Here is a 23,773-nt window from a genome sequence, read left to right as displayed (position 1 = left end):
TTAGGCCGGATAAGCACAGCGCATCCGGCTTTTTTACACGGAGGGGATGATGAAAAGAGTATTTCTCGCAGGCGCCGCCCTGCTGCTGAGCGCCAGCGCGCTGGCCGACGAGTGCGACAACGCCACTACGCAGCTTGAACTGAACACCTGTAGCGCGCAGCAGTACCAGGCCGCTGATAAAAAGCTCAACCAGACTTATCAGTCCGCCATTAAGCGTGCGGCGGCCCCACAGCGTGACCTGCTGAAAAAGGCGCAGCAGGCGTGGATCGCCCTGCGCGATGCGGATTGCAATTTTATCGGTTCTGGTACCGAGGGAGGCAGTGTGCAGCCTATGATCATTAGTCAGTGCCTGACGGAGAAAACCGTGGAACGCGAGGCGTTTCTGGCCTCGCTGATGCAGTGTGAAGAGGGCAACTTAAGCTGTCCCCTCACCCCATAGGGGCGAGGGAGAAAAGACAGCACAGAACAGTCCCCTCTCCCCGTGGGAGAGGGTTAGGGAGAGGGAAACTAGCGCACGCGGATCCCTTCAATAATCATCCGCTGCACGTTTTCGAGAGTGCTCTGGAAAAACGCTTCGTCCTGCAGCGTCTTTCCGGTTACCGCTTCCACCTGGGCCGCAAAGTCAGCGTAGTGCTGGGTGGCGGCCCAAATCATAAAGATCAGATGCTGCGGATCGACAGGTGCCAGTTTGCCGCTGGCGACCCACCCGGCGATGATCGCGGATTTATCGTCCACCAGCTGTTTTAAATCCCCCGTCAGCTCTGCCTTCAGCAGCGGCGCGCCCTGCAGCATCTCCAGACAGAACAGCCGGGATGCCTGCGGATAATCACGGGACACCTCCAGCTTCAGGCGAATGTACTCTTTGATCGCCACCAGCGGGGCGAACTCCTGACGAAAGGCCTTTAGCGGCGCCAGCCAGATATCCAGGATCTGCTGCATTACTGCCACATACAGCGCCTCTTTCGACGGGTAATAGTAGAGCAGATTGGTTTTGGACACCCCGGCCTGCTCCGCCACCTGTTCTAGGCGCGTGCCGTGAATGCCGAACTGTGAAAAGGTCTCCAGCGCCGCACTGAGGATGGCGTGCTTTTTGGCGCTCACCGCCTGCGAACGTTTACCTGCTGTTTTCACTGCGCCTTGTGTCATCCCGCTCTCCTTATTCTGCGTTGCCAACAGCATAGCAAAACCCCCGCCTCGCCACGACATCCTGCACTCCCATCGCGCATGAATGCCTGTTTTGTGTGCAATGTTTTTGACCATTTAGTCCACTTTTGTCACGTTCAATTCACCTACCATTGATTAACACATTAATAACAAAGCCATTTTGAAAACTGGCACTCCCTTTGCAAAACCCTGTTCACCTGCAACGTAGTGAAGAGAGGTTCGTGATGAAAATTGGCGTATTTGTACCCATTGGCAACAACGGCTGGCTTATCTCGACCACTGCTCCGCAATACATGCCGACCTTTGAGCTGAACAAAGCCATCGTGCAAAAAGCGGAGCACTACCATTTCGACTTTGCACTTTCGATGATCAAGCTGCGCGGCTTTGGCGGCAAAACCGAATTCTGGGATCACAATCTGGAATCCTTCACCCTGATGGCGGGCCTGGCGGCGGTGACGTCACGGATTCAGATCTACGCCACCGCCGCCACGCTCACCCTGCCGCCAGCCATTGTCGCGCGGATGGCCTCCACTATCGACTCCATCTCCGGGGGACGCTTTGGCGTCAATCTGGTCACCGGCTGGCAAAAGCCGGAGTACGACCAGATGGGGCTCTGGCCGGGAGATGAGTACTTCTCGCGCCGCTATGAGTACCTTACCGAATACGTGCAGGTGCTGCGCGATCTGTGGGGTACCGGCAAGAGCGATTTCAAAGGTGACTACTTCACCATGAATGACTGTCGCGTCAGCCCGCAGCCTTCTGCACCAATGAAGGTGATCTGCGCCGGGCAGAGCGACGCGGGAATGGCGTTCTCGGCAAAATACGCCGACTTCAATTTCTGTTTCGGTAAAGGCGTCAACACCCCCGCCGCCTTCGCCCCAACCGCCGCACGCATGAAAGAGGCCGCCGACAAAACCGGCCGTGATGTGGGCTCTTACGTGCTGTTTATGGTCATTGCCGACGAAACCGATGAGGCCGCGCGCGCCAAATGGGAGCGTTATAAGGACGGGGCCGACGACGAGGCCCTGAGCTGGCTCACCGAACAGAGCCAGAAAGATACCCGTTCCGGCGCGGACACCAACGTGCGCCAGATGGCCGACCCGACCTCTGCCGTCAATATCAACATGGGCACGCTCGTCGGCTCGTATGCCAGCGTTGCCAGAATGCTCGACGAAGTGGCCGCCGTTCCCGGCGCGGAAGGCGTTCTGCTGACCTTCGACGATTTCCTCACCGGTGTGGAGACCTTCGGCGAGCGCATTCAGCCGCTGATGCAGTGCCGCGCCCACATTCCCGCCATCACCAAGGAGGTGGCGTAATGACAACCCTTAATGCCCGTCCGGAAGCCATCACCTTTTCTGCACCGCAGAGCGCGCTGATTGTGGTGGATATGCAAAACGCCTACGCCAGCCCCGGCGGTTATCTGGATCTGGCGGGGTTTGACGTCTCCGCCACCCGGCCGGTGATTGAGAACATCAAAACCGCCGTCGCCGCCGCACGCGCCGCCGGGATGCTCATCATCTGGTTTCAGAACGGCTGGGACGATCAATACGTGGAAGCCGGTGGCCCCGGCTCGCCCAATTTTCACAAATCAAACGCCCTGAAAACCATGCGCAAACGGCCCGAACTGCAGGGCAAGCTGCTGGCTAAAGGTGGCTGGGATTATCAGCTGGTGGATGAACTGGTGCCGGAAGCAGGCGATATCGTGCTGCCCAAACCGCGCTACAGCGGCTTTTTCAACACGCCGCTCGACAGCCTGCTGCGCAGCCGGGGCATTCGTCATCTGGTCTTTACCGGCATTGCTACCAATGTCTGCGTGGAGTCGACCCTGCGCGACGGCTTCTTCCTCGAGTATTTCGGCGTGGTACTGGAAGACGCCACTCATCAGGCGGGGCCGGAATTTGCCCAGAAAGCGGCGCTGTTCAATATCGAAACCTTTTTTGGCTGGGTCAGTAACGTCGCCGATTTTTGCGACGCCCTGAATCCGCCGCTCGCCCGTATCGCCTGAGGAGACATACGATGCCGAAATCCGTGATTATTCCACCGGGCACCAGCACGCCGATTGCGCCGTTTGTCCCCGGCACGCTCGCCGATGGCGTGGTGTACGTCTCTGGCACCCTGCCGTTTGATAAAGACAACAACGTGGTGTTTATCAACGACCCAAAGGCGCAAACGCGCCACGTGCTGGAGACGATCAAGACCGTGATCGAAACCGCAGGTGGCACGATGGAGGATGTGACGTTCAACAGCATCTTTATCACCGACTGGAAAAACTACGCCGCGATTAACGAGATCTATGCGGAGTTCTTCCCCGGCGATAAGCCGGCCCGCTTCTGCATTCAGTGCGGGCTGGTAAAGCCGGACGCGCTGGTTGAAATCGCCACCGTTGCGCACATTGGAAAGTGAGGCTGCCATGAAGCTCTCCGTCTCACCGCCCCCGTTTGACGGCGCGCCCGTCGTGGTGCTGATTGCCGGACTCGGCGGGGGCGGCAGCTACTGGTTACCCCAGCTAGCCGCGCTGGAACAGGAGTATCAGGTGGTCTGTTACGACCAGCGTGGCACCGGCAATAACCCTGACACCCTGCCGGAAGAGTACACCCTGGGGCAGATGGCCGGTGAGCTGGCACAGGCGCTGACCGCGGTCGGCATCACCCGCTACTGTGTGGTCGGCCATGCGCTGGGGGCGCTGATCGGCCTGCAACTGGCGCTCGACACCCCCGATGCGCTCAAAGCGCTGGTGTGCGTCAACGGCTGGCTGACGCTGAATGCCCATACCCGACGCTGCTTTCAGATCCGCGAACGGCTGCTGCATGCCGGTGGCGCGCAGGCGTGGGTAGAGGCGCAGCCGCTGTTTCTCTATCCGGCAGACTGGATGGCCGCCCGCGCACCGCGTCTGGAAGCAGAAGAGGCACTGGCGCTGGCGCACTTTCAGGGCAAAAACAATCTGCTGCGCAGGCTGAACGCGCTGAAAAAGGCCGATTTTAGTCGCCATGCCGCCCGCATCGCCTGCCCGGTGCACCTTATCTGTTCCGCCGATGACCTGCTGGTGCCCTCTGTCTGCTCGTCTGAGCTGCAGGCGGCGCTCCCGCACAGCCACAGCGTGGTGATGCGCCAGGGCGGCCATGCCTGCAACGTCACCGAGCCGGAAACGTTTAATACCCTGTTGCTGAACGGGCTTGCCAGCCTGCTGCACAGCCATGAACCCGCTTTATAAGGAGTTTCGATGAGCGAAGCCATTACCTCTGCCGCGCTGGATTCACTGTTCACCGGCGCACGCACCCACAACGGCTGGCTGGACATACCGGTCAGCGACGAGACGCTGCGCGAGATCTACGACCTGATGAAATGGGGGCCTACCTCCGCTAACTGCTCCCCGGCCCGTATTGTGTTTGTGCGCAGCGCAGAGGGTAAAGAGAAGCTGCGCCCCGCACTCTCCAGCGGAAACCTGGAGAAAACCCTCACCGCACCGGTCACCGCGATTGTGGCGTGGGACACGGAATTCTATGAGCGTCTGCCTGAACTGTTCCCGCACGGGGATGCGAAGAGCTGGTTTACCACCAGCCCCGCGCACGCTGAAGAGACCGCCTTTCGCAACAGCTCCATGCAGGCCGCTTATCTCATCTTTGCCTGTCGCGCCCTGGGGCTGGACACCGGCCCGATGTCCGGTTTTGACCGGCAAAAAGTCGACGAAGCCTTTTTCACCGGCACGCTGCTGAAAAGCAATCTGCTGATCAATATCGGCTATGGCGATGTGGGCAAACTCTACGGCCGTCTGCCGCGCCTGGCCTTTGAAGACGCCTGCGGGCTGGCGTAAGGAGCCATCATGACGACACCCGATAAACAAACCTTTCGCGATGCCATGGCCTGTGTAGGCGCGGCGGTCAATATCATCACCACCGACGGCCCTGCTGGCAGAGCGGGCTTCACCGCCAGCGCCGTGTGCAGCGTCACCGACTCGCCCCCGACGCTATTGGTGTGTCTTAACCGCGGCGCGTCCGTCTGGCCGACGTTTAGCGAAAACCGCACCCTGTGCGTCAACACCCTGAGCGCCGGACAGGAGCCACTCTCAAACCTGTTTGGCGGCAAAACGCCGATGGAAGATCGCTTCGCCGCTGCCCGCTGGCAGACGGGCGAGACGGGCTGCCCGCGTCTGGAGGAGGCGCTGGCCTCGTTTGATTGCCGTATCAGCCAGGTGGTCAGCGTCGGCACCCACGACATTCTGTTTTGCGACATCGTGTCCATTATCCGCCACCCCGCCCCGCAGGGGCTGGTGTGGTTTGACCGCGGCTACCACGCGCTTATGCGACCCGCCTGTTAACCCTTCTTAAGGAAGCAGCTCATGGCAATGTTCGGATTTCCCCACTGGCAGTTGAAATCGACCTCTACAGAACCTGGCGTGGTCGCGCCGGATGAACGGCTCCCGCTCGGGCAAACCCTGGTGATGGGCGTCCAGCACGCGGTTGCCATGTTTGGTGCAACGGTGCTGATGCCGATGCTGATGGGCCTTGATCCCAATCTCTCCATTCTGATGTCGGGTATTGGCACCCTGCTGTTCTTTTTTGTCACCGGCGGGCGCGTACCCAGCTATCTGGGATCCAGCGCCGCCTTTGTCGGCGTGGTCATCGCCACCACCGGGTTTAACGGTCAGGGGATCAACCCCAACCTCAGCGTCGCCCTCGGCGGCATTATCGCCTGTGGTCTTGTCTATACCCTGATTGGCGTCGTGGTGATGAAGATCGGAACCCGGTGGATCGAGCGAATGATGCCGCCAGTGGTTACCGGCGCGGTGGTGATGGCGATTGGCCTGAACCTGGCGCCAATTGCCGTGAAGAGTGTCTCCGGCTCGCCGTTTGAGAGCTGGATGGCGGTGATCACCGTGCTGTGTATCGGTCTGGTGGCGGTATTCACCCGCGGCATGGTCCAGCGTCTGCTGATTCTGGTCGGGCTGATTGTGGCCTGTCTGATCTACGCCCTGCTGGCCAATGTCTTTGGTTTCGGCAAGCCTGTCGACTTTACCCTGCTCCATCAGGCTGCCTGGTTCGGTCTGCCGCAGATCACGTCGCCAACCTTTAACACGCAGGCCATGATGCTTATCGCCCCTGTCGCGGTGATCCTGGTGGCGGAGAACTTAGGGCATCTGAAGGCCGTGGCGGGCATGACCGGGCGCAGTATGGATCCGTATATGGGGCGCGCGTTTGTCGGGGATGGCCTGGCGACGATGCTTTCCGGGTCGGTGGGCGGCAGCGGTGTCACCACCTACGCCGAGAACATTGGCGTGATGGCGGTAACGAAAGTCTACTCCACGCTGGTGTTCGTGGCGGCGGCGGTCATGGCGATGCTGCTCGGCTTCTCACCAAAATTTGGTGCGCTGATCCACACCATTCCCTCGCCGGTCATCGGCGGCGCATCGATTGTGGTGTTCGGGTTGATTGCCGTGGCGGGAGCGCGCATCTGGGTACAGCATCGCGTCGATCTCAGCCAGAACAGTAACCTGATTATGGTGGCGGTCACGCTGGTGCTGGGTGCAGGTGATTTTGCCCTGACGCTGGGCGGGTTTACGGTTGGCGGGATTGGTACGGCGACCTTTGGGGCGATCCTGCTTAATGCCCTGCTGAGCCGCCGGAAAGGGGATGAAGCGCAAGGGGAAGCCATCACCCCCTCCACCTGATATAACGGCCCCTTACTTGCCGGGTGACGCAGCGCTTACCCGGCAATCGCCTTACGTCTTTTTTTGAGCTTTAGCTCACTCACCAGCACCCCAACAACGATAAACGCCGCGCCGACCAGCGCCAGCAGCGGTAAGCGTTCTCCGGCAATGCGTCCAAAAATCCCCGCCCAGACCGGCTCCCCGGTGTAGATCACCGTCGCCCGCGTCGGCGACACGCTGCGCTGTGCCCAGTTCATGGTCACCTGAATAATGGCGCTGAAAATACCCAGTCCCAGTGCCACCACCACCAGCCCGGCAGACATCGGCGGAACCGACTCCCCTGCCGGAACCATCGTCGCGAACGCCACCAGCGACGCTGTGGCAAGCTGTACCACCGTGACGCGCTTTACATCGACCTTCCCGGCCCAGGCACTAATGAGGATAATTTCCGCGGCAATCGCAATGGCTCCCACCAGGGTAATGATCTCGCCCGGCCCCAGTGCCAGCAGGTTATTTTCCGGCCCGGCCAGCAAAATCAGGCCGATGAACGCCAGGACAATGCCGATGCAGGACATCACACCCGGCAGGCGTCCCAGACACAGCCATTGCAGTAACGGCACCAGCGGCACATACATGGCGGTGATAAAGGCCGATTTACTGCTGGAAATTGACTGTAACCCCCACGTCTGCAGGCTATACCCCATGGCAATCGCCACGCCAATCGCCACCCCGGCCTTGAGCTCCTGCAGGGTCAGCCCGCGCAGGGTTTTCAACGAGATCAACCCCACGGCAATCGCTGCCGTCGCAAAGCGCAGGCCGACAAAGAAGAACGGATCGCTCAGGGTGACCGCATACTGGACGGCGAGAAAGGTTCCGCCCCAGAACATGGTGATCAGAATGAGGATCGCTTCCTGAGGTTTGACGGAGAAGGTAAAACGAGAAACAGACATGAGGCACCAGAACGTAGAATGAAGGGACTAGTGTGCGATGCCTTTGATTGCAGTTCAATGTTACAGAAATAAAAAAACCGCCGGGAGAACCCGGCGGCAGAGGTCTTTCAACCCGGCGACTTACTTATTGCCGCCATGGCTGTTTTTACCCCCTTTTTTGCCAGCCTCAGATGCGCGCTGAGGGTCATTTTTAAAATTACCCCCGCTATGCTGGCCACCTTTACGGCCTGCTTCTGATGCTCTTTCACGATCTTCGGCGAAATTACCTGAACCACCACGATGGTTTGCCATCTCTAACCTCCAGTATGTGAAACATTAGACATCATATTGCATTCAGTAAAAGAGGATTCTTTCACCTCGCGGCTAAAGGACAGCGCCTTTATCTGTGCCGCGTGAAACTAAGCTTAGTGGACTGAGGGTATCCGGCAAGCTGTAGCTAATATTCTGCAACAAGATCTCAGTCTTTTGGGTGAGAAAACGCGGCGGTCATTCATAAGCCTTTCTTATCATTTCAAAAATCGTCGGCGGTAAAAATGTTTCATTTTGCTACAAGCCGCGATGGTCAGCATATTGTTATAAATCAAAGAAATGCCGTTCATTTTTGCAGTCTGGCTGTGATGTCATATCTTTAAATGAACGCAGCGATTCGCTGTCAGAAAAAACAAACGAGGAGTGATGCAAAATGGCTAAAGTTTTGGTGCTCTATTATTCCATGTATGGACACATTGAAACCATGGCTCACGCGGTAGCAGAAGGTGCAAACAAAGTGGACGGCGTGGAGGTTGTGGTAAAACGCGTACCGGAAACCATGCAGGCAGAAGCGTTCGCCAAAGCCGGAGGAAAAACCCAGAATGCGCCGGTCGCCACGCCTCAGGAGCTGGCGGATTACGACGCCATTATCTTCGGCACCCCCACCCGTTTTGGCAATATGTCAGGCCAGATGCGCACCTTCCTCGATCAGACGGGCGGGCTGTGGGCCTCTGGCGCGCTGTACGGCAAACTCGCCAGCGTGTTCAGCTCCACCGGGACCGGCGGAGGCCAGGAACAGACGATTACCTCAACCTGGACTACCCTTGCTCATCATGGGATGGTGATTGTACCGATTGGCTATGGCGCGCAGGAACTGTTTGATGTCTCTCAGGTACGTGGCGGCACACCTTACGGTGCAACCACCATTGCCGGTGGCGATGGATCCCGACAGCCGAGCAATGAAGAGCTCGCTATCGCCCGCTATCAGGGTGAATACGTCGCGGGTCTGGCCAAAAAACTGAACGGCTAACTCAACAGGAGGACAAGCATGCCAACTCAAGAATCCAAAGCTCACCACGTGGGCGAATGGGCAAGTTTACGCAATACCTCTCCGGAGATCGCCGAAGCCATTTTTGAAGTCGCGAAATACGATGAAAAACTGGCAGAGCAGATTTGGGAAGAAGGCAATGATGAAGTGCTGGTACGCGCCTTCGAAAAAACGGACAAAGACTCGCTCTTCTGGGGTGAGCAAACCATCGAACGTAAAAACGTCTGAGCGTTTCCCCCCGCCTGCGCGGGGGGATTATCTTATTTCGCCGCGTCGTTCATCACCGTATTAAATTTATCGATCGGGCAAAAACCGTTCGCATCCACCGGACACCCCTTCAGTTCCAGCGTCACGCGCTGCGCCGGAGACTGCAGCGACAGCACGCTGGCGTTACGCAGCTGCTCTGAGCTCTGATACACATACTCAATTTTCATCAGCTCGCGGTTGGCGTTTTTGTCGTGCCAGCGCTGGAAGACAATTTTGCCGCCGATTGGGGTGCGCTCCTGCTGGTCATGCAACTGGTACGGCTTGAAGTCCAGCGCCGTCAGAAGAGAGGCAATGTTGGAGTCATGCCCCACCAGCAGGGTGATTTTCGGCGCTTTTGCCTGATCGGTCACCAGGGCGTTATCGATATACTTCACCAGCGGTTTGGCGACGTTTTGCGCCACCTCGGTTGAGGTAAACAGCGAGTCCTGATATCCGTTTTTCAGCTTCGACAATACGCGCCACTGCTGGTCGGTTTTGATCTCTCCCCAGGCCACCTGGTCGGCCGGGAAGCCTTCGTAATACTGCAGCGTGAACGCATCCACCAGCGAGTTGCCCACTTTCAGCGGCCCGGATACGCCCGGTTCTTTTTCGTAGTCGGCGCTGAAGGTATCTTTCGCGTCTGCCAGTGAACAGACTTTTTTCTCTTTGCACGACGGCGAATCGGCGTAGTTCGTCATCTGCTCCAGCAGCCGGTAGCTTTCAGCAAGCTGCATTTTCTGGCGCTCGGACTCCATCGCCTTAAGCGCTTTTTCGCGGAATTCCGGCGAGTTATCGGTAATTACCGGATTAAAGGTTGGGTCCATGGTGCCCATTTTGTCCTGATGATGCACAGGAACATCGCACCCCGGGAACGCGCCGGTAATGAAGAACTGCGCGGTGGCGACGGTGCGCTGCAGGCTGTTGGCGTAAGCATAAACGCTCTCCGCCGGTGGACATTCTCCCGTCTTCACCATCCCCTGCTGGGCCAGCCACTCGCGCATGTAGTGCCCCATGTAAACCTCCAGCACGCCACCTTTGGTGGTGAGCTGACCGCCCGGCACTTCCCATTCAGGCCATTGCTTTGGCGTGGACTGCTCCAGCACGCTGCCGTTATTGGCGAGCGGTGCGCGCAGGTTGTGACGGCTCATAATTAAAACTTGCTCCAGCTGATACCCTTCCGGCGTCTCTTGCGCCTGCACCCCGGAGGCTACAGAAAAGAGACCGGCTACGGCCACCGCGAGTAGTGCTTTTCTCATCCCTAATTCCTCACTCGTTTTAAAATGTCGCGTTCAGTGTGACAGATCCGTGACAATTTTCCGGGAAGCATTTCTCAAACTGATGAATAACACGCTTACCCGGTGAGCAGATTAGTTTTATAATAAAACTACATACGCCCGGAGATTTGCCTGTGAAACGCACCCGTCTTGAAGAGAGTACCTGCCCTGTCGCCCGTTCGCTGGATATCATCGGCGACTGGTGGTCGCTGCTGATTGTTCGCGACGCATTGCGTGGGATTAAACGCTTCGGCGAGTTCCAGAAAAGCCTCGGTATCGCGAAAAACATGCTGACCGCGCGGCTAAAACTGCTGGTCGATGAAGGCATCCTCCGGCTCCAGCCCGCCTCCGACGGCAGCGCCTGGCAGGAATACGTTCTGACCGACAAGGGACGCGCACTCCAGACGGTGCTGGTGGCCCTGTCCCAGTGGGGCAATGAATTTTTGTTCGCGGAAAACGAATGCGGCACCGTTCTCGTTGATAGCGAACAGCGCAAACCGCTGCGTAAACTGCTGCTTATCGCCGATGATGGCCGCGAACTTAAGCCTGAAGAGATCGTGGCTAAACTCCCCTCCTGATCGTTCCCGACGGCAAAAGCACAAAATGACCATCAATATAGTTGCATTATAAAACCAAATAGCAGACAGTGAATTAAGTTTCATATTGAAACCAAATAATCCACTTTGCTTTGAGGTAACACACGATGACTACACAAATCACTACCGCCCTGATTACGGGTGCCTCTTCCGGGATTGGTGCCGTCTATGCCGATCGCCTTGCCGCGCGCGGCGCTAACCTGGTCCTGGTCGCCCGCCGCGAGGATCGGCTGCAAACCCTCGCCGCCGACCTGCGCGCGCGCTATGGCGTGAGCGTCGATATTCTGGTGGCCGATCTCACCGATGAAACCGGGATCCGCGCGGTAGAAGACGAACTACGTAGCAATACCGCCATTGATGCGCTGGTTAACAACGCCGGCACCGCGCAGATGGCGCCGTTCCTTGCGGGCGATGTGGCCCAGCATCAGGCCATTAACACCCTCAACACCACGGCGCTGATGCGCCTGACCTATGCGATCCTGCCGCGCCTGGCGCAGAATAACCACGGTACGCTTATCAATATCGCCTCGGTGTTGTCCCTGCACGTGCGTGCAGGCAGCGCGCTGTACAGCGCCACCAAAGCCTGGGTGCTCAGCTTTACCCGTGGGTTACAGGAGGAGTTTGCCGACAGCAATCTGCGTATTCAGGCCGTGTTACCCGCCGCGACGGCAACAGAAATCTGGCAGCATTCCGGCGTGACGGTGAACGATCTGCCGGAAGGCTCGGTGATGACCACTGACGATATGGTGGATGCTTCGCTGGCGGGTCTGGATCAGGGCGAGCTGATTACCATTCCGCCAATGCATGATGCCAGCCTGTGGGATCGCTACGAAACGGCACGTCTGGAACTGTTTAACAGCGCCCGCACCGGCATCCCGGCGCCGCGCTATGTAAAACAGTAGGCTAACGCTCAAGCTGGTCGCCGTACTCACTCATCCAGGCGGCCAGCGGCGAGAGCGCCCCTTGCAGGGTCAACCCCAGCCCCGTTATCTGATACTCCACGCGCGGTGGGATCTCCGGGTAAACCGTGCGCGACACCAGCCCGCGCTGTTCGAACAGCCTGAGCTGCTTCGTGAGTTCTTTTTGCGTGATGGGGGCGGTAGCGCGCAGCAGATCGCCAAAGCGTACCGGCGCATTGAGGATAATCAGGCGATAAAGAACAGGGATCGCCCACTTCCCGGAAATCAGGTTCACAAACTGCGTCATCGGGCAGACATAAACCTCAGAATTTTTTTCACAACGTATATCGAGCAATTCCGCCATAGCACACCTCTTGCCGCATTAGTATCCAATTGGTACCTGGTTTCCTTTCGATACTAACGTTTCTATAGTGCTTTCTCCAGAGACATTTCAGGAGAAGAACATGGGTCGTTTAGCAGGTAAATATACGCTGATTACCGGCGGAACCAGCGGCATTGGCCTTGCCACTGCGCAGGTGTTTCTCGCCGAAGGGGCGCATGTCGCCGTCACCGGTCGTAACCCGGAAACGCTCGCCGAAGCAGAGCGCATTCTGGGCGATAAGGCCTGGGTGATCCCGACCGATGCGGGAGATATTGCTTCGCAAAAAGCGCTGGCGGAGACGCTTGCCGCCCGCTGGCCACGCCTTGACGCGGTGTTTCTCAATGCCGGCGACGTGACGCACGCGCCGCTGGAAGCGTGGCAGGAAGAGGCCTGGGATCGTCTGATGGGCATCAACCTGAAGGGACCGTTCTTTTTAATTCAGGCGCTGCTGCCGCTGCTGAATAATCCGTCCTCGGTGATCCTGTGCGGCTCCGTAAGCGCGCGCATCGGCCTGCCCACCAGCAGCGTGTATGCCGCGAGCAAGGCCGCCCTGCTGTCGCTGGCACGCACACTGTCAGCAGAGCTGTTACCGCGCGGCATTCGCGTTAACGGTCTGAGCCCCGGCCCGGTAGAAACCCCGGCCTTTACGAAAACGGGCTTAAGCGAAGAAACGCTTAACGCGATGATGGCGGAGATCATCAAGCTTGTGCCGCTGGGCAGAATGGGCTCGACGACGGAGCTGGCAAAAGCCGCGCTCTATCTGGCCTCCGACGAATCCAGTTACACGGTAGGAACGGAACTGCTGGTGGACGGCGGAATGGGAAGTTTGTAACTTAAAAGGCGCTGATGCCGGTGACAATGCCGACATACAGCGCCGCCCAGACGGCGGCAGAAAACAGGCTGACCGCGTAAACCTTCACCCGGTTGAGCCTGAGCATGCCCGCCGCCAGCGGCACGATATAGCGCAGTACCGCCAGAAAACGGGCGGTGAAGAGCACCAGCACGCCGTTTTTCTGTAGCTGATGCTGCACCCGCAAAAATGTATCGGCATGTTTTGAGGTAATGCGCGTCACCAGCCGCGTATGCCCCATCAACTGACCGATATGATAGTTCAGCAGCGAACCGAGCGTGGCCCCCATTACCACCGCCAGCCACGTCAACGCCGGATGCAGGCTCGCCTGGCTGACGGTGATCCCGGTCAGCAACATCACCGAGGCGGGCGGCAGCACGGAGGAGATCAGCACCGTGGATTTACTCAAAGCCAGCACGAAGAGTAGCGCAAAGAGATGCGTCGGATAATGCGCAAAATGATTGAGCAGATTGTCAAACCACGCCACCTTGTTCTCCTCGTGAATATTTACCTTCTTATTAAAGTCGAGCAAGTTTAAATAAAGACTCAACGCGTCATGAATAATGAATACATAAACATTCCCTAAACATTTTTTAAATTCCAGAGCGGGAAAATAAAATAAGCGTATTATCCCGCTGGTTTACAACGATCTCGTTATGGCGAGGCTCCTGTACAAATACACGTTATCGCTCTGGCAGGTTCGAGAGAACCCGCACAGGGTAAAACAGGCACTGTCGAATCAAGGCTTTGTCAGTATAACTTCCCTTACGGGATACGGTGTACAGTGCTGAACCCAGGACGTGGGGATCTCCTCTTCGACATGCCCTGTCTTGCTCGCCCCTGAGAGATTTTTTATTCAAAGGGAATTCACTATGTCTTACGCTATTCACAACCAGAACCCGGTATTCAATGACAGCGCTATCGCGCAATATATGAATACCGATTTTATTGTCCTCGATATTTCGTTATGCGTGGCGCTGGCGCGCGAGCAGTTTTTCGAAAAATTAAAAGACGATGATATTCCGTCGCATATTTTCATTGAAGATCAGGGTCGCCTGGCAGGCATGATTGCGGTACGCAAATTACTGCAAACCACCGATACCGTACAGCCGGTAAAATCGCTGATGCTGTCGCAATTTCTGCAGGTCAAACCGGAAGATGAGCGGGCCGATGTCGCCGGACTGCTGGCCCACAGCGGTGCGGATGTGGTGCCCGTGGTCACCCACGGCAAGCTGGTTGGCTGCCTCACCGAGCGCGAAATGGCTCACCTGCTGGAAGACGATGTCACCGAAGATGCCCAGCGCCAGGGGGCCACGCTGCCGCTGGAAAAGCCCTATCTGGAGACCAGCGCCTTCAGCCTGTGGAAAAAACGCTCTGTCTGGCTGCTGCTGCTGTTTGTCGCGGAAGCCTACACCAGCTCGGTGATCCAGCACTTTGAAGAGGCGCTGGAGTCCGCCATTGCGCTGGCATTTTTTATCCCGCTGCTGATTGGCACCGGCGGGAACAGCGGAACGCAGATCACCTCCACGCTGGTGCGCGCCATGGCGCTGGGTGAAGTGCATCTGCGCGATGTTGGTCGCGTACTTTGCAAAGAGATGACCACCTCACTGATGATTGCCGTCACGCTCGGTATTGCCGGGTGCATCCGCGCATGGATGATGGGGATTGGGCTGGAAATTACCCTTATCGTCAGCCTGACGCTGGTGTGCATTACGCTGTGGAGTGCCATAGTCTCGTCCGTTATTCCCATGGTACTCAAGCGCTGCGGCATTGACCCGGCCGTCGTCTCCGCGCCGTTTATCGCGACGCTTATCGACGGTACCGGGCTGATTATCTACTTCAAAATCGCCCAGTATACGCTGGGGCTGGAGTAATCTTACGAGCACCTCTTTCCTGTGATTGAGGTGCTCACTCCGCTACACATCACCCAGTTGATGCGCAATCTCGCGCAGCTGCTGGGCCAGCGCCTGGAGGTTTTTTCCCTTCTCCCCTTTCGGCCCGGTGGACTGTCGCACCACCAGACGGGCAGGTAAAATCGAAGACATGCGCAGGGCACTCTCTTCGCCGCTGTCCAGAATGCGGCGCACCGCCTCTTTGCCCTGCAGATCTAAATCCAGTGAGACCGTCGTCAGCGCCGGGTAGAAGAACGAGCTTTCGTAGGTATCATCGTAGCCAATCACCGACTTCTCGCCCGGAATGGAAATCTGCTGCTGGTGGAAGGCGCTCAGTACGCCCAGCGCCATCTGGTCGTTGGCCACCAGTACGGCGGAAAACTGCGGCGTTTCGCGCAACATCTGCAGCGCACCGGCATACCCGCTCTGCGCATCCCAGTTGCCGCGGATCACCGAAGCGGGCTCCAGCCCGTAACCCTTCAGGGTTTCGATCCAGCTTTTTAGCCTCAACTGTGCCGACACAGAGGACTCCGGCCCCGCCAGCAGGGCGATGTCGCGATGGCCCAGCTCGTAAAGGTATTTAACGCTGGCGCGGGTCCCATCCGCCGGGTTAAACGAAACGTTAAACACAGAACTGTACGGGTCGACATCCAGGAAAAGACAGACGATATCGTCGTTGTCGGTGGCGATTTTCTGCGCCTCTTCGGCCTCCAGAGGCACGTTAATGATCACCTTGCTCACCAGCTGGGACTTCAGTTCGTTGATAGAGTCCTGAATACTTTGGTTGACGTTCTCATCTATCATTGAGATCAGTACCTGGTATCCCTCCACGTTCGCATAGCGTTTTACAGCTGCCGCCACCTGAGAAGGCGCGTGCAGAGCCAGCGAAATGGTCACCAGCCCGACGGTCTGGCTCTGCTTGCCTACCAGTTGCTGGGCCAGGCGATTCGGCACATACCGCAATAACTCTATGGATTTCTCAACCTTGTGGCGCGTGGCCTCGGATACATTGGCAGATTTATTCAGTACCCTGGACACGGTCTGATAGGAGACGCCTGCATGGCGTGCGACGTCCTCTAACGTTGCGCTTTTCGACTTCATGGTCCGGTTCCTTATGTTGTTATGCGATGATTGTAACAGGGGCGCTGTAAAAAAACGCTCACCGCCCTCACTTCGCAGACATAACACCATCAAAAAGTATTACGTTCACAATGCCATAATTTGTGGCACAGCTCATCACTCGTAACAAAATTGTCTATTTTATTTGCAGTTAATCACACATTTAGGATCGTTCAATTGCCAGCCAGAAGGTTTAGGCATTTTATGACAGCGGATTTGTGAACGTATTACAAAACAATAAGAGGGTAACAATGAACACGACGATCCGCTCTGTATCCGTTGCGCTGGCTGCCGCGTTAGCGTCTCCATCGCTGTTTGCTGCGTCTTCAGTACCGATTGATTTTCATGGCTATCTTCGCTCCGGCGTGGGCGTCTCACGGGATGGTGGGATGGAGGAGTGGCAGAAGAATAAAATAGGCCGTCTGGGTAACGAAGCCGATACCTACGGCGAGCTGGAACTGGGCTCTGAGGTCTACAAAAAGAACGACGTGAGCTTTTATCTCGACAGCATGGTGAGCATGGTGTCTGACGGCTCTAACGATAACGAAACCACCTTTGGCGACGACGCTCAGTTTGGCCTGCGTCAGCTTAACCTGCAGATCAAGGGGTTGATCCCGGGCGATCCGAATGCGGTTATCTGGGGTGGGAAGCGCTATTACCAGCGTCATGATCTGCACATCATTGACACCAAATACTGGAACATCTCGGGATCCGGTGCAGGTATTGAAAACTATACGCTCGGCCCTGGCGCGGTCTCCGTGGCCTGGATCCGCGGCGATGCCAACGACGTGGACTACCGCGTTGACGGTGATAACGACGTGAACATTAATTATATCGATCTCCGCTATGCGGGCTGGAAACCGTGGGCAGGCGCGTGGACGGAAGTGGGTATTGACTATGCCATGCCAAACCCGACCAACAAACAGAAAGAGTATGGCGGGCTGTACGAGGCCGACAACGGCGTGATGGTAACCGGAGAGATCAGCCAGGACATGCTGGGCGGCTATAACAAGCTGGTGCTGCAGTATGCCAACAAAGGTCTGGCGCAGAACATGGTTTCCCAGGGGGGCGGCTGGTACGACATGTGGAACTATGTGAACGATGCCAGCGGCTACCGCGTGATTAATACCGGCTTAATTCCCATTACCGATAAGCTCTCCTTTAACCACGTCCTGACCTGGGGCTCGGCGGATGACACCACGCAGTATACCGATAAATCGCGCCTGATTTCGCTGGTGGGCCGCGCGCAGTATCAGTTCACCGAATATGTGCGTCTGATTGGTGAAGTGGGCGGGTTCTACCAGAAAGATACCTATACCGACGGTTCAAACTACAAGCAGAGCGGTGAGAAGTACACGATCGCCTTAGGTCTGGCGGACGGACCTGATTTTATGTCACGTCCCGAGCTACGGGTGTTTGCCTCCTACCTGAATGATTCCGAACATGGGAAATCCTTCGAAGACGGCACCGCCAGTAATACCTGGAACTTCGGCGTGCAGGTTGAAGCCTGGTGGTAATATTTATTTCTAAAATGCGTTAATCGTTATTGTATCTCCAACAACTGGCAGTTTATTCGCCTGTTTCGGGATAGCCATTATTTTGGCTATCCCTTTTTTTATTTATTGATTAAAATGTTCATCTAATAACTGACGTAAGGCATCAGACTGCCTGCCAAATATGGCATGCACCTGCTGGCCAATAATAATTACCCCCAGCGCCCCTTCATTCTGTAACGCCTCAGAGTCAACTTTATTTAAATCTTTTACCGTCACGCGCAGGCGGGTAATACAGGCTTCGACGTGTTCGATATTATCGTCGCCGCCAAACGCGGGAATTAAACGCTGGGTAATTTGACTGTCCATAATACGCCTCATTATATGCAGATAAAAAAATGCCTGCTCGTGGAGCAGGCGTTCTGTGCCTTTTTGCCCGGACGGTGCGGTCTGATGCCCTCACCCCAGCCCTCTCCCACAGGGAGAGGGAGAAAATCAATTACGCTTTACGCCTGAGCACACGACAGTCCCAGGGCAGCAGAGCGGTATCGCCCGCAGCAGCGGCGTCTGTCATGCAGTCGGTATACCCCTGTGGCAGCGTGATGTACTGCTGCTGTGCCGTGTAGTTCTGCACAAACACCCAGGTGGTTTCGCCATCCGTGCGTGCCGTGGCAACCACGCCCGGCGGGAGCTCACACTCGATGGCGCGCGGTAGTGCCAGCTCGTTGATAATCCCGGCGAAGAAATCGCGCTGGAACGGCAGATCGTTACGTGAAGCGACATGCCACGCCTTGCCTTTACCGACGCGGTTGACCGTTACCGCAGGGCGACCTGCGTAGAAATCATCGCGGTAGGTCGCCAGCACCTGTGCGGACTCAGCGTGGATCAGCTCGCATAAATGTCGCACCTGATACGGCCCCTGCAAACCTGCCGCGTTGCCTGCCAGCCCCTGAATCAGGTTGCGTTCCCCCTCGCCCAGGCACTCGATCTCTTCCGCCCAGATGCCCAGAAGCTTGCGCAGCGGGCCAGGGAAACCGCCCAGATGACAGAGATCGGTCTCATCCACCACGCCGGTCCAGTAGGTCGTCACCAGATGCCCGCCATTAGCCACAAAGGCTTCTGCCCGCTCGGCAAACCCTTCGCGTACCATATAAAGCATGGGGGCCACCACCAGCGCGTAGTCGCTCAGATCGCCGTCAGCGTCAATGACATCCACCGCAATGCCTTTTTCCCAGAACGGACGATAGTGCTCGTTGACGGTTTTTTCGTACTCCATTCCCATATTGCGCGGACCTTCGGCATCATCCAGCGCCCAGCGGTTTTGCTGGTCGAAGACAATCGCCACCCGGGCCTCGGTACGGCAACCTGCGACCTCCGGCAGGCGTGCCAGCATCTCGCCCAGGCGCGTCACTTCACGCCCGACGCGGGTATCCAGATGACCCACGTGGTCGATAACCGCGCCGTGGAATTTCTCCACCGACCCGCGGCTTTTACGCCACTGGAAGTACTGCACCGAATCCGCTCCGTGCGCCACCGCCTGCATTGACGAGAGAATATGCATCCCCGGCTTTTTCAGCTTGCTGGTTGGCTGCCAGTTGGTGGTGCTCGGCGTCGACTCCATCAGCACGAAGGGCTTACCGCCCTTCAGGCTACGCATCATGTCGTGATACATGGCGGTGTAGCAGGCGAGCGCCGTTTCGTCTTTCTCCTTGTGCCACATCGGATAGCTGTCCCAGGAGATAAAGTCGATCGCCTTCGCAAGCTGCCAGTAGTCGTAGTCGTAGAAATACTCCATAAAATTGGTGGTTACCGGCAGTTCCGCATTCGCTACTTTTAGCGGGGCCACTTCATGGCGGCAGAAATCGGTCACCTGTGCGGTATTGAAGCGACGCCAGTCGAGGTTGAGGCCGTGAATCGATACTTCTCCCTGCGGCGCAGGGGACTCTATCTGCGACCAGTCGGTGTAGGTGTGGCTCCAGAAGGTGCTCCACCACGCGTGGTTCAGCGCGTCCAGGGTTTTATAGCGCGCCTTCAGCCAGTCGCGAAAACGTGCCTGACACAGGTGACAGTGACATTCGCCGCCGTATTCATTAGAGATATGCCAGCCCAGCACCGCCGGATGGTGTGAATAACGCTCCGCCAGCAGGCGGTTAATGGTGAATGTCTTCTCACGGTACACTGGCGATGACATGCAGTGGTTATGTCGGCCTCCGTGCAGCGCGGGCACCCGGTTGCGCCCGACGCGCAGCACCTCAGGGTATTTTTGCGACATCCACGCCGGACGCGCGCCGCTTGGCGTAGCAAGGAAAATATGAATACCTGCCGCATACAGTTTTTCAATAATATTATCCAGCCACGCGAAATCATATTCCCCTTCACGCGGCTCCAGCTTTGCCCAGCTAAATATGCCCACCGACATCACATTACATTTTGCCTGCTGCATCATGGCAATATCTTTTTCAATAATACCGGGATAATTCTCCCATTGCTCCGGGTTATAGTCGGCGCCATGCAATAACGCCGCGACCTTTGGGCTTAAAGGCGCAAATTTATTCATATTAAAAACGTCCTGAATGAAGATAAAAATTATTTAAATACCGTTATTGATGGCAGCACTTTTCCCTGGCAATCAAATAACGCCTGATTCTCGCGGGCATTCCCCTCTTTCCATTCGTCATGGATATATTTCATGCCGGCTTTGGTCGCCCACGTGGTGCCCGGTACGGCAATCCAGGTCGGCTCCCAATAAAAGATGCCTTTGCCACGGTGGTCCGGAACATCAATAACGGACTGCATTAAATCGTGAATATAATCGTACTGGCCCTGAACGGTACCCGGATAGCCGCCGTCTTTTTCTTCTTTCGCCTGGAAGCTGTTCTCAGCGTTATCGCAGTTGTCCAGCGTATAGCCGTATGCCGCTTCCACCACAATCACGTCTTTGTTATAGCGCTTGCTGATGTCATCCATATTGGCCTTCAGCGCGCTAATCGGGCCGTTCCAGTAGGTGTACATTGACAGGCCGATGATATCGAATGGCACGTCGCGCTTCGCGATTTCGTCAAACCACCAGCGGAAGGTGTCATTTTTAGTGCCTTCGGCCAGGTGCAGCATGATTTTCACCTGCTCGCCGCCGGTCAGATTCTCTTTTAGCCCGCTAATGGCGGCGTTGAGCAGTCCGGCCAGACGGTCAAACTCGCCGCCGCCCTGCCCCCAGCTTTTGCCTTCCGGCCACAGCATGCCGCCGTTGATTTCGTTACCGATCTGCACCATGTCCGGCAGTACGCCCTCTTGCTTAAAGCGGGCGATGGTGTCGCGGGTGTAGTCATGGATCGCCGTTTTAAGCTGCGGGTAGTCCATTTTCTCCCAGGCTTTCGGCTTGAACTGTTTGCCCGGATCGGTCCAGAAATCGCTGTAGTGGAAATCGAGCAGCAGCTTCAGGCCCTGCGCCTTCACGCGCTTCGCCAGCGCAATCGTGTTTTCCAGGTTGTTACTGCCACCGCCATAGGTCTTGCCGCTCGCATCCTGTGGATCAACCCACAGGCGCAGGCGTACGGTGTTCACGCCGTTGGCCTTCAGGATCGCAATCGCATCCTGCTGCTGGCCGTTCTGGTTATAGAATTTCGCGCCGTGTTGTTCGGCTTCCAGTAGGGTCGAAATATCCGCCCCCTTAATAAAATCTGCAGGCATGGCGTTAAACGGACGCGTTTTCACCGCGTCGGCAGCAAAAGCACTCGCGGCAAGGCCACATGAGAGGCAAACGGCGAGCAAAGCGGGTTTGAGTCTTTTCATGGTTATCCTTTGGTACTCCCGGAGGTCAGGCCGGAGACGAAGTATTTTTGTAACGCCAGGTAGAGGATCGCCACCGGCACCGCAATCAGGACCGCGCCTGCCGCGTAGGTGGTGTAGCTGGCCCCCATTTTTTGCGCCACCAGGTTATAAAGCCCGATGGGTAAGGTGTATTTGTCCGGGGTGCGCAAAATGGTGCTGGAGAGGATGAAATCCCCCAGCGGCCCGGTGAAGGAGAACAGCGCCACCACCGCCACAATCGGCTTCGAAAGCGGCATGATAATTTCGATGAAAATCCGGAAATTACTGGCCCCGTCCATGCGCGCGGATTCATCCAGATCTTTCGGGATGGCATCGAGGTAGCCTTTCATCAGGTAAGTGTTCATCGGGATCATGCCGCCCACGTAGATCAGCACCAGCGCCAGATGGCTATTGATAAGGCCCAGCAACTGCGACAGCACGAAGATGGCAATCAGCGCCGAGAACTGGGGGATCATCTGCAGCAGCAGGAACAGCATCAGACCGTTCTGACGCCCCTTAAAGCGAAAGCGCGAAAACGCGTAGGCGGTAAAGCTGACGCTGATTAAGGTCAGTACCATGGTCAGGAAGCTGATTTTCATTGAGTTCCAGTACCAGGTCATGTAGTTCACCTGGCCGTTGAACAGGTCGGCATAGTGCTGCACCGAGAAGTTCTCTGGAATAATCGACGAGCTCAGCAGGCTATTACCCGCGTTAAACGACGCACCGACCGTCCACACCAGCGGGTAAATGATGATTATCGAGACCAGCACGATAACCAGCCAGGAGAGCGAGAGGCGAACCCACTTCTCACGTTTAATACTTTGTGATTGAGCCATTGTTCCGTTCCTTACGCCATGTCGTCATTTTTAAACGATTTCGTGGCGCGGAACTGCCACAGCGCCAGCCCGACGACAAAGATCGACAGCAGGATAGTGATGGTCGCCGCAATCGCATATTGCGAAGAGGACATCGTCAGTTTGTAGATCCACGACACCAGGATATCCGTCCCACCCGCATTCGACCCTACCACCGCCGGTCCGCCGTTATTAAACAGGTAGATGATGTTGAAATTATTGAAGTTGAAGGTGTATTGCGTGATCAGAATCGGCGCAATCGAGTAAAGCACCAGCGGCAGCGTGATGGTACGCAACTTAGTCGCGCTGCTGGCGCCGTCCATGGTCGCCGCTTCGTACAGATCGTCCGGAATGGCCTGCAGCACGCCGGTGGTCATAGCGAAAACAAACGGGAAGCCGAGCCAGGTCTGCATCATAATCAGCGCCGTTTTGGTCCAGAACGGATCGGTCATCCAGGCTTTTGGCGCGATGCCGAAGAAGGCCAGAATGGCGTTGTTGATCACCCCAAAGGAGTCGTTAAACATTCCGGCAAACACCAGGATGGTGACAAAGCCCGGCACCGCCCAGGGCAGAATGAAGATGGTGCGGATCAGCGGTTTAAAGCGCAGATCTTTCTGGTTCACCAGAATGGCCAGCAGCACGCCTACTGAACATTGCAGCGTGGTAGCGAGCAGGGTCCAGACCACCGTCCACTGCAGCACGTCGAAGAAGGTCGAACGCCAGATGGAGAGCGTGAAGATATTGATGAAGTTCTTAAACCCAACCCAGTCCACCAGCTTAGCCGGCGGCGTGTGATAGAGGTTGTAGTTGGTAAAGGCAATGGCAAAGCCGAACAGGATCGGGAAAACCACTACAAACACCAGCAGGATAAAGCCGGGCGTGATCATAAGATACGGGAAGCCGTCGCTCAGCAACATCTGGTACTGCTTGCGCACGCTGTTAAGCGCAAGTCCCGCATCGCGTTTTCTGCCATTCACCCACGCATCACGCATCGACAGGTACCAGACCATCACGCCAAACGCGGCGATCAGCACGCTGATGATCCCCTCAGCCAGCAGGAAGATGGAGTTGTCCCGCGGCACCTCCTCGCCCAGCGTCACCAGCCCCCACAGCCCTTCGCGCAGAAAATCGGCAAATACGCCGATAAAACTCACCAGCAGTACCAGGAAGATGATCCCTTTCAGCCACTGACGATGGTAGAACTGGCCGAAGCCGGGGATGAACGCCAGCAGCAGGCCGGTCCAGGCATGGCGCCCGGCCCCGTGCGGTCTGGCAAAATTTTCCGGGATGATACTCACAGACAACT

27 protein-coding genes and 1 riboswitch are annotated in these 23,773 nt (G+C 56.7%); of the genes, 15 read left to right on the top strand and 12 right to left on the bottom strand.

The window, feature by feature from the left end; translation table 11 throughout:
* Positions 1-49: 49 nt before the first annotated feature.
* Positions 50-439 (top strand): lysozyme inhibitor LprI family protein, encoded by a 390-nt coding sequence (locus ACQG2G_RS07880; protein WP_029882762.1) that lies wholly within the window; start codon positions 50-52, stop codon positions 437-439.
* 68 nt (positions 440-507) lie between these two features.
* On the opposite strand, the gene rutR is transcribed toward ACQG2G_RS07880, so the two are convergent.
* Positions 508-1,146, bottom strand: a complete 639-nt coding sequence (gene rutR / locus ACQG2G_RS07875; protein WP_013097192.1) for an HTH-type transcriptional regulator RutR — start codon at positions 1,144-1,146, stop codon at positions 508-510.
* Positions 1,147-1,388: 242 nt separating this feature from the next.
* Between rutR and rutA the strand changes: the two genes are divergently transcribed.
* The 7 genes from rutA to rutG are packed head-to-tail and all read left to right on the top strand — an operon-like array spanning position 1,389 to position 6,829.
* Positions 1,389-2,480 carry a pyrimidine utilization protein A gene (gene rutA, locus ACQG2G_RS07870; protein WP_013097193.1) on the top strand — a complete coding sequence of 364 codons (1,092 nt, stop codon included), beginning with the start codon at positions 1,389-1,391 and terminating at the stop codon, positions 2,478-2,480.
* Complete coding sequence (gene rutB / locus ACQG2G_RS07865; RefSeq protein ID WP_013097194.1) at positions 2,480-3,169, top strand: pyrimidine utilization protein B; 690 nt, start codon at positions 2,480-2,482, stop codon at positions 3,167-3,169. Before rutA ends, rutB begins: the two co-directional genes overlap by 1 nt.
* 11 nt (positions 3,170-3,180) lie before the next feature.
* A complete protein-coding gene (gene rutC / locus ACQG2G_RS07860; RefSeq protein WP_013097195.1) occupies positions 3,181-3,567 on the top strand; it encodes a pyrimidine utilization protein C in 387 nt (128 codons plus the stop codon).
* 7 nt (positions 3,568-3,574) lie between these two features.
* Positions 3,575-4,375 carry a pyrimidine utilization protein D gene (gene rutD, locus ACQG2G_RS07855; protein WP_038419080.1) on the top strand — a complete coding sequence of 267 codons (801 nt, stop codon included), beginning with the start codon at positions 3,575-3,577 and terminating at the stop codon, positions 4,373-4,375.
* Between the two features lie 9 nt (positions 4,376-4,384).
* A complete protein-coding gene (locus ACQG2G_RS07850; RefSeq protein WP_013097197.1) occupies positions 4,385-4,975 on the top strand; it encodes a malonic semialdehyde reductase in 591 nt (196 codons plus the stop codon).
* Positions 4,976-4,984: 9 nt separating this feature from the next.
* Entirely contained in the window at positions 4,985-5,479 is a 495-nt protein-coding gene (gene rutF, locus ACQG2G_RS07845) for an NADH-dependent FMN reductase RutF (protein ID WP_013097198.1), read from the top strand.
* A gap of 21 nt (positions 5,480-5,500) precedes the next feature.
* Positions 5,501-6,829, top strand: a complete 1,329-nt coding sequence (rutG, locus tag ACQG2G_RS07840; protein ID WP_013097199.1) for a pyrimidine utilization transport protein G — start codon at positions 5,501-5,503, stop codon at positions 6,827-6,829.
* A gap of 35 nt (positions 6,830-6,864) precedes the next feature.
* On the opposite strand, the gene ACQG2G_RS07835 is transcribed toward rutG, so the two are convergent.
* Together ACQG2G_RS07835 and ACQG2G_RS07830 are read right to left on the bottom strand one after the other, a co-directional pair.
* The gene (locus ACQG2G_RS07835) at positions 6,865-7,758 is read right to left on the bottom strand and encodes a DMT family transporter (RefSeq protein ID WP_029882766.1); all 894 of its coding nucleotides are present in this window, start codon (positions 7,756-7,758) and stop codon (positions 6,865-6,867) included.
* Between the two features lie 120 nt (positions 7,759-7,878).
* Positions 7,879-8,049 (bottom strand): general stress protein, encoded by a 171-nt coding sequence (locus ACQG2G_RS07830; protein ID WP_013097201.1) that lies wholly within the window; start codon positions 8,047-8,049, stop codon positions 7,879-7,881.
* A gap of 391 nt (positions 8,050-8,440) precedes the next feature.
* Here ACQG2G_RS07830 and wrbA point away from each other — a divergent pair, with 391 nt between their 5' ends.
* Together wrbA and ACQG2G_RS07820 are read left to right on the top strand one after the other, a co-directional pair.
* A complete protein-coding gene (gene wrbA, locus ACQG2G_RS07825; RefSeq protein WP_013097202.1) occupies positions 8,441-9,037 on the top strand; it encodes an NAD(P)H:quinone oxidoreductase in 597 nt (198 codons plus the stop codon).
* 18 nt (positions 9,038-9,055) lie between these two features.
* Complete coding sequence (locus ACQG2G_RS07820; protein WP_008499832.1) at positions 9,056-9,283, top strand: YccJ family protein; 228 nt, start codon at positions 9,056-9,058, stop codon at positions 9,281-9,283.
* 32 nt (positions 9,284-9,315) lie between these two features.
* On the opposite strand, the gene agp is transcribed toward ACQG2G_RS07820, so the two are convergent.
* Positions 9,316-10,557, bottom strand: coding sequence for a bifunctional glucose-1-phosphatase/inositol phosphatase (gene agp, locus ACQG2G_RS07815; RefSeq protein WP_058680355.1), 1,242 nt, complete (start codon positions 10,555-10,557; stop codon positions 9,316-9,318).
* A 152-nt stretch (positions 10,558-10,709) separates the two neighbouring features.
* Between agp and ACQG2G_RS07810 the strand changes: the two genes are divergently transcribed.
* A complete protein-coding gene (locus tag ACQG2G_RS07810) occupies positions 10,710-11,153 on the top strand; it encodes a winged helix-turn-helix transcriptional regulator (protein ID WP_020689657.1) in 444 nt (147 codons plus the stop codon).
* A 125-nt stretch (positions 11,154-11,278) separates the two neighbouring features.
* Positions 11,279-12,073 carry an SDR family NAD(P)-dependent oxidoreductase gene (locus ACQG2G_RS07805; RefSeq protein ID WP_248766839.1) on the top strand — a complete coding sequence of 265 codons (795 nt, stop codon included), beginning with the start codon at positions 11,279-11,281 and terminating at the stop codon, positions 12,071-12,073.
* A 1-nt stretch (position 12,074) separates the two neighbouring features.
* On the opposite strand, the gene ACQG2G_RS07800 is transcribed toward ACQG2G_RS07805, so the two are convergent.
* On the bottom strand, positions 12,075-12,434 hold the full coding sequence (locus ACQG2G_RS07800) for a winged helix-turn-helix transcriptional regulator (protein WP_013097206.1): 360 nt from the start codon (positions 12,432-12,434) through the stop codon (positions 12,075-12,077).
* A 100-nt stretch (positions 12,435-12,534) separates the two neighbouring features.
* On the opposite strand from ACQG2G_RS07800, the gene ACQG2G_RS07795 reads away from it, so the two are divergent.
* Complete coding sequence (locus ACQG2G_RS07795; RefSeq protein ID WP_013097207.1) at positions 12,535-13,284, top strand: SDR family oxidoreductase; 750 nt, start codon at positions 12,535-12,537, stop codon at positions 13,282-13,284.
* Between the two features lies 1 nt (position 13,285).
* Here ACQG2G_RS07795 and ACQG2G_RS07790 read toward each other — a convergent pair whose 3' ends face one another.
* Positions 13,286-13,789, bottom strand: a complete 504-nt coding sequence (locus tag ACQG2G_RS07790; protein ID WP_023620983.1) for a DedA family protein — start codon at positions 13,787-13,789, stop codon at positions 13,286-13,288.
* Between the two features lie 156 nt (positions 13,790-13,945).
* Positions 13,946-14,115, top strand: a riboswitch (M-box (ykoK) riboswitch).
* A gap of 59 nt (positions 14,116-14,174) precedes the next feature.
* Here ACQG2G_RS07790 and ACQG2G_RS07785 point away from each other — a divergent pair.
* Entirely contained in the window at positions 14,175-15,176 is a 1,002-nt protein-coding gene (locus ACQG2G_RS07785) for a magnesium transporter (protein WP_040021574.1), read from the top strand.
* A gap of 42 nt (positions 15,177-15,218) precedes the next feature.
* On the opposite strand, the gene ACQG2G_RS07780 is transcribed toward ACQG2G_RS07785, so the two are convergent.
* Positions 15,219-16,295 (bottom strand): LacI family DNA-binding transcriptional regulator, encoded by a 1,077-nt coding sequence (locus ACQG2G_RS07780; protein WP_038419069.1) that lies wholly within the window; start codon positions 16,293-16,295, stop codon positions 15,219-15,221.
* Positions 16,296-16,564: 269 nt separating this feature from the next.
* Between ACQG2G_RS07780 and ACQG2G_RS07775 the strand changes: the two genes are divergently transcribed.
* A complete protein-coding gene (locus ACQG2G_RS07775; protein ID WP_013097211.1) occupies positions 16,565-17,830 on the top strand; it encodes a maltoporin in 1,266 nt (421 codons plus the stop codon).
* Positions 17,831-17,932: 102 nt separating this feature from the next.
* On the opposite strand, the gene ACQG2G_RS07770 is transcribed toward ACQG2G_RS07775, so the two are convergent.
* The 5 genes from ACQG2G_RS07770 to ACQG2G_RS07750 all read right to left on the bottom strand — a co-directional run bounded on the left by ACQG2G_RS07770 (position 17,933) and on the right by ACQG2G_RS07750 (position 23,765).
* Positions 17,933-18,175 (bottom strand): PTS transporter subunit EIIB, encoded by a 243-nt coding sequence (locus ACQG2G_RS07770; RefSeq protein ID WP_013097212.1) that lies wholly within the window; start codon positions 18,173-18,175, stop codon positions 17,933-17,935.
* Between the two features lie 130 nt (positions 18,176-18,305).
* On the bottom strand, positions 18,306-20,363 hold the full coding sequence (locus tag ACQG2G_RS07765; RefSeq protein WP_061771976.1) for a beta-galactosidase: 2,058 nt from the start codon (positions 20,361-20,363) through the stop codon (positions 18,306-18,308).
* 29 nt (positions 20,364-20,392) lie between these two features.
* Positions 20,393-21,595, bottom strand: a complete 1,203-nt coding sequence (locus ACQG2G_RS07760; protein WP_061771975.1) for a glycoside hydrolase family 53 protein — start codon at positions 21,593-21,595, stop codon at positions 20,393-20,395.
* Positions 21,596-21,597: 2 nt separating this feature from the next.
* A complete protein-coding gene (locus tag ACQG2G_RS07755; protein WP_013097215.1) occupies positions 21,598-22,449 on the bottom strand; it encodes a sugar ABC transporter permease in 852 nt (283 codons plus the stop codon).
* Between the two features lie 11 nt (positions 22,450-22,460).
* Positions 22,461-23,765 (bottom strand): carbohydrate ABC transporter permease, encoded by a 1,305-nt coding sequence (locus ACQG2G_RS07750; RefSeq protein WP_161657684.1) that lies wholly within the window; start codon positions 23,763-23,765, stop codon positions 22,461-22,463.
* Positions 23,766-23,773 lie beyond the last annotated feature (8 nt).

The sequence above is a fragment of the Enterobacter cloacae complex sp. 382A5 genome (assembly GCF_050031095.1).
Lineage (GTDB): Bacteria > Pseudomonadota > Gammaproteobacteria > Enterobacterales > Enterobacteriaceae > Enterobacter > Enterobacter cloacae.
This window is presented reverse-complemented; position numbering and strand designations above follow the sequence as displayed.

What these genes read in the sequence shown, in the direction of transcription:
- ACQG2G_RS07760 (WP_061771975.1), bottom strand. Translation starts at nt 21,595, where the DNA reads ATGAAAAGACTCAAACCCGCTTTGCTCGCCGTTTGCCTCTCATGTGGC.
- ACQG2G_RS07795 (WP_013097207.1), top strand. Translation starts at nt 12,535, where the DNA reads ATGGGTCGTTTAGCAGGTAAATATACGCTGATTACCGGCGGAACCAGC.
- rutC (WP_013097195.1), top strand. Translation starts at nt 3,181, where the DNA reads ATGCCGAAATCCGTGATTATTCCACCGGGCACCAGCACGCCGATTGCG.
- ACQG2G_RS07770 (WP_013097212.1), bottom strand. Translation starts at nt 18,175, where the DNA reads ATGGACAGTCAAATTACCCAGCGTTTAATTCCCGCGTTTGGCGGCGAC.
- wrbA (WP_013097202.1), top strand. Translation starts at nt 8,441, where the DNA reads ATGGCTAAAGTTTTGGTGCTCTATTATTCCATGTATGGACACATTGAA.
- ACQG2G_RS07755 (WP_013097215.1), bottom strand. Translation starts at nt 22,449, where the DNA reads ATGGCTCAATCACAAAGTATTAAACGTGAGAAGTGGGTTCGCCTCTCG.
- ACQG2G_RS07800 (WP_013097206.1), bottom strand. Translation starts at nt 12,434, where the DNA reads ATGGCGGAATTGCTCGATATACGTTGTGAAAAAAATTCTGAGGTTTAT.
- ACQG2G_RS07765 (WP_061771976.1), bottom strand. Translation starts at nt 20,363, where the DNA reads ATGAATAAATTTGCGCCTTTAAGCCCAAAGGTCGCGGCGTTATTGCAT.
- ACQG2G_RS07775 (WP_013097211.1), top strand. Translation starts at nt 16,565, where the DNA reads ATGAACACGACGATCCGCTCTGTATCCGTTGCGCTGGCTGCCGCGTTA.
- ACQG2G_RS07805 (WP_248766839.1), top strand. Translation starts at nt 11,279, where the DNA reads ATGACTACACAAATCACTACCGCCCTGATTACGGGTGCCTCTTCCGGG.
- ACQG2G_RS07830 (WP_013097201.1), bottom strand. Translation starts at nt 8,049, where the DNA reads ATGGCAAACCATCGTGGTGGTTCAGGTAATTTCGCCGAAGATCGTGAA.
- ACQG2G_RS07850 (WP_013097197.1), top strand. Translation starts at nt 4,385, where the DNA reads ATGAGCGAAGCCATTACCTCTGCCGCGCTGGATTCACTGTTCACCGGC.
- ACQG2G_RS07835 (WP_029882766.1), bottom strand. Translation starts at nt 7,758, where the DNA reads ATGTCTGTTTCTCGTTTTACCTTCTCCGTCAAACCTCAGGAAGCGATC.
- rutA (WP_013097193.1), top strand. Translation starts at nt 1,389, where the DNA reads ATGAAAATTGGCGTATTTGTACCCATTGGCAACAACGGCTGGCTTATC.
- ACQG2G_RS07820 (WP_008499832.1), top strand. Translation starts at nt 9,056, where the DNA reads ATGCCAACTCAAGAATCCAAAGCTCACCACGTGGGCGAATGGGCAAGT.
- agp (WP_058680355.1), bottom strand. Translation starts at nt 10,557, where the DNA reads ATGAGAAAAGCACTACTCGCGGTGGCCGTAGCCGGTCTCTTTTCTGTA.
- rutF (WP_013097198.1), top strand. Translation starts at nt 4,985, where the DNA reads ATGACGACACCCGATAAACAAACCTTTCGCGATGCCATGGCCTGTGTA.
- rutD (WP_038419080.1), top strand. Translation starts at nt 3,575, where the DNA reads ATGAAGCTCTCCGTCTCACCGCCCCCGTTTGACGGCGCGCCCGTCGTG.
- ACQG2G_RS07780 (WP_038419069.1), bottom strand. Translation starts at nt 16,295, where the DNA reads ATGAAGTCGAAAAGCGCAACGTTAGAGGACGTCGCACGCCATGCAGGC.
- rutB (WP_013097194.1), top strand. Translation starts at nt 2,480, where the DNA reads ATGACAACCCTTAATGCCCGTCCGGAAGCCATCACCTTTTCTGCACCG.
- rutG (WP_013097199.1), top strand. Translation starts at nt 5,501, where the DNA reads ATGGCAATGTTCGGATTTCCCCACTGGCAGTTGAAATCGACCTCTACA.
- ACQG2G_RS07785 (WP_040021574.1), top strand. Translation starts at nt 14,175, where the DNA reads ATGTCTTACGCTATTCACAACCAGAACCCGGTATTCAATGACAGCGCT.
- rutR (WP_013097192.1), bottom strand. Translation starts at nt 1,146, where the DNA reads ATGACACAAGGCGCAGTGAAAACAGCAGGTAAACGTTCGCAGGCGGTG.
- ACQG2G_RS07880 (WP_029882762.1), top strand. Translation starts at nt 50, where the DNA reads ATGAAAAGAGTATTTCTCGCAGGCGCCGCCCTGCTGCTGAGCGCCAGC.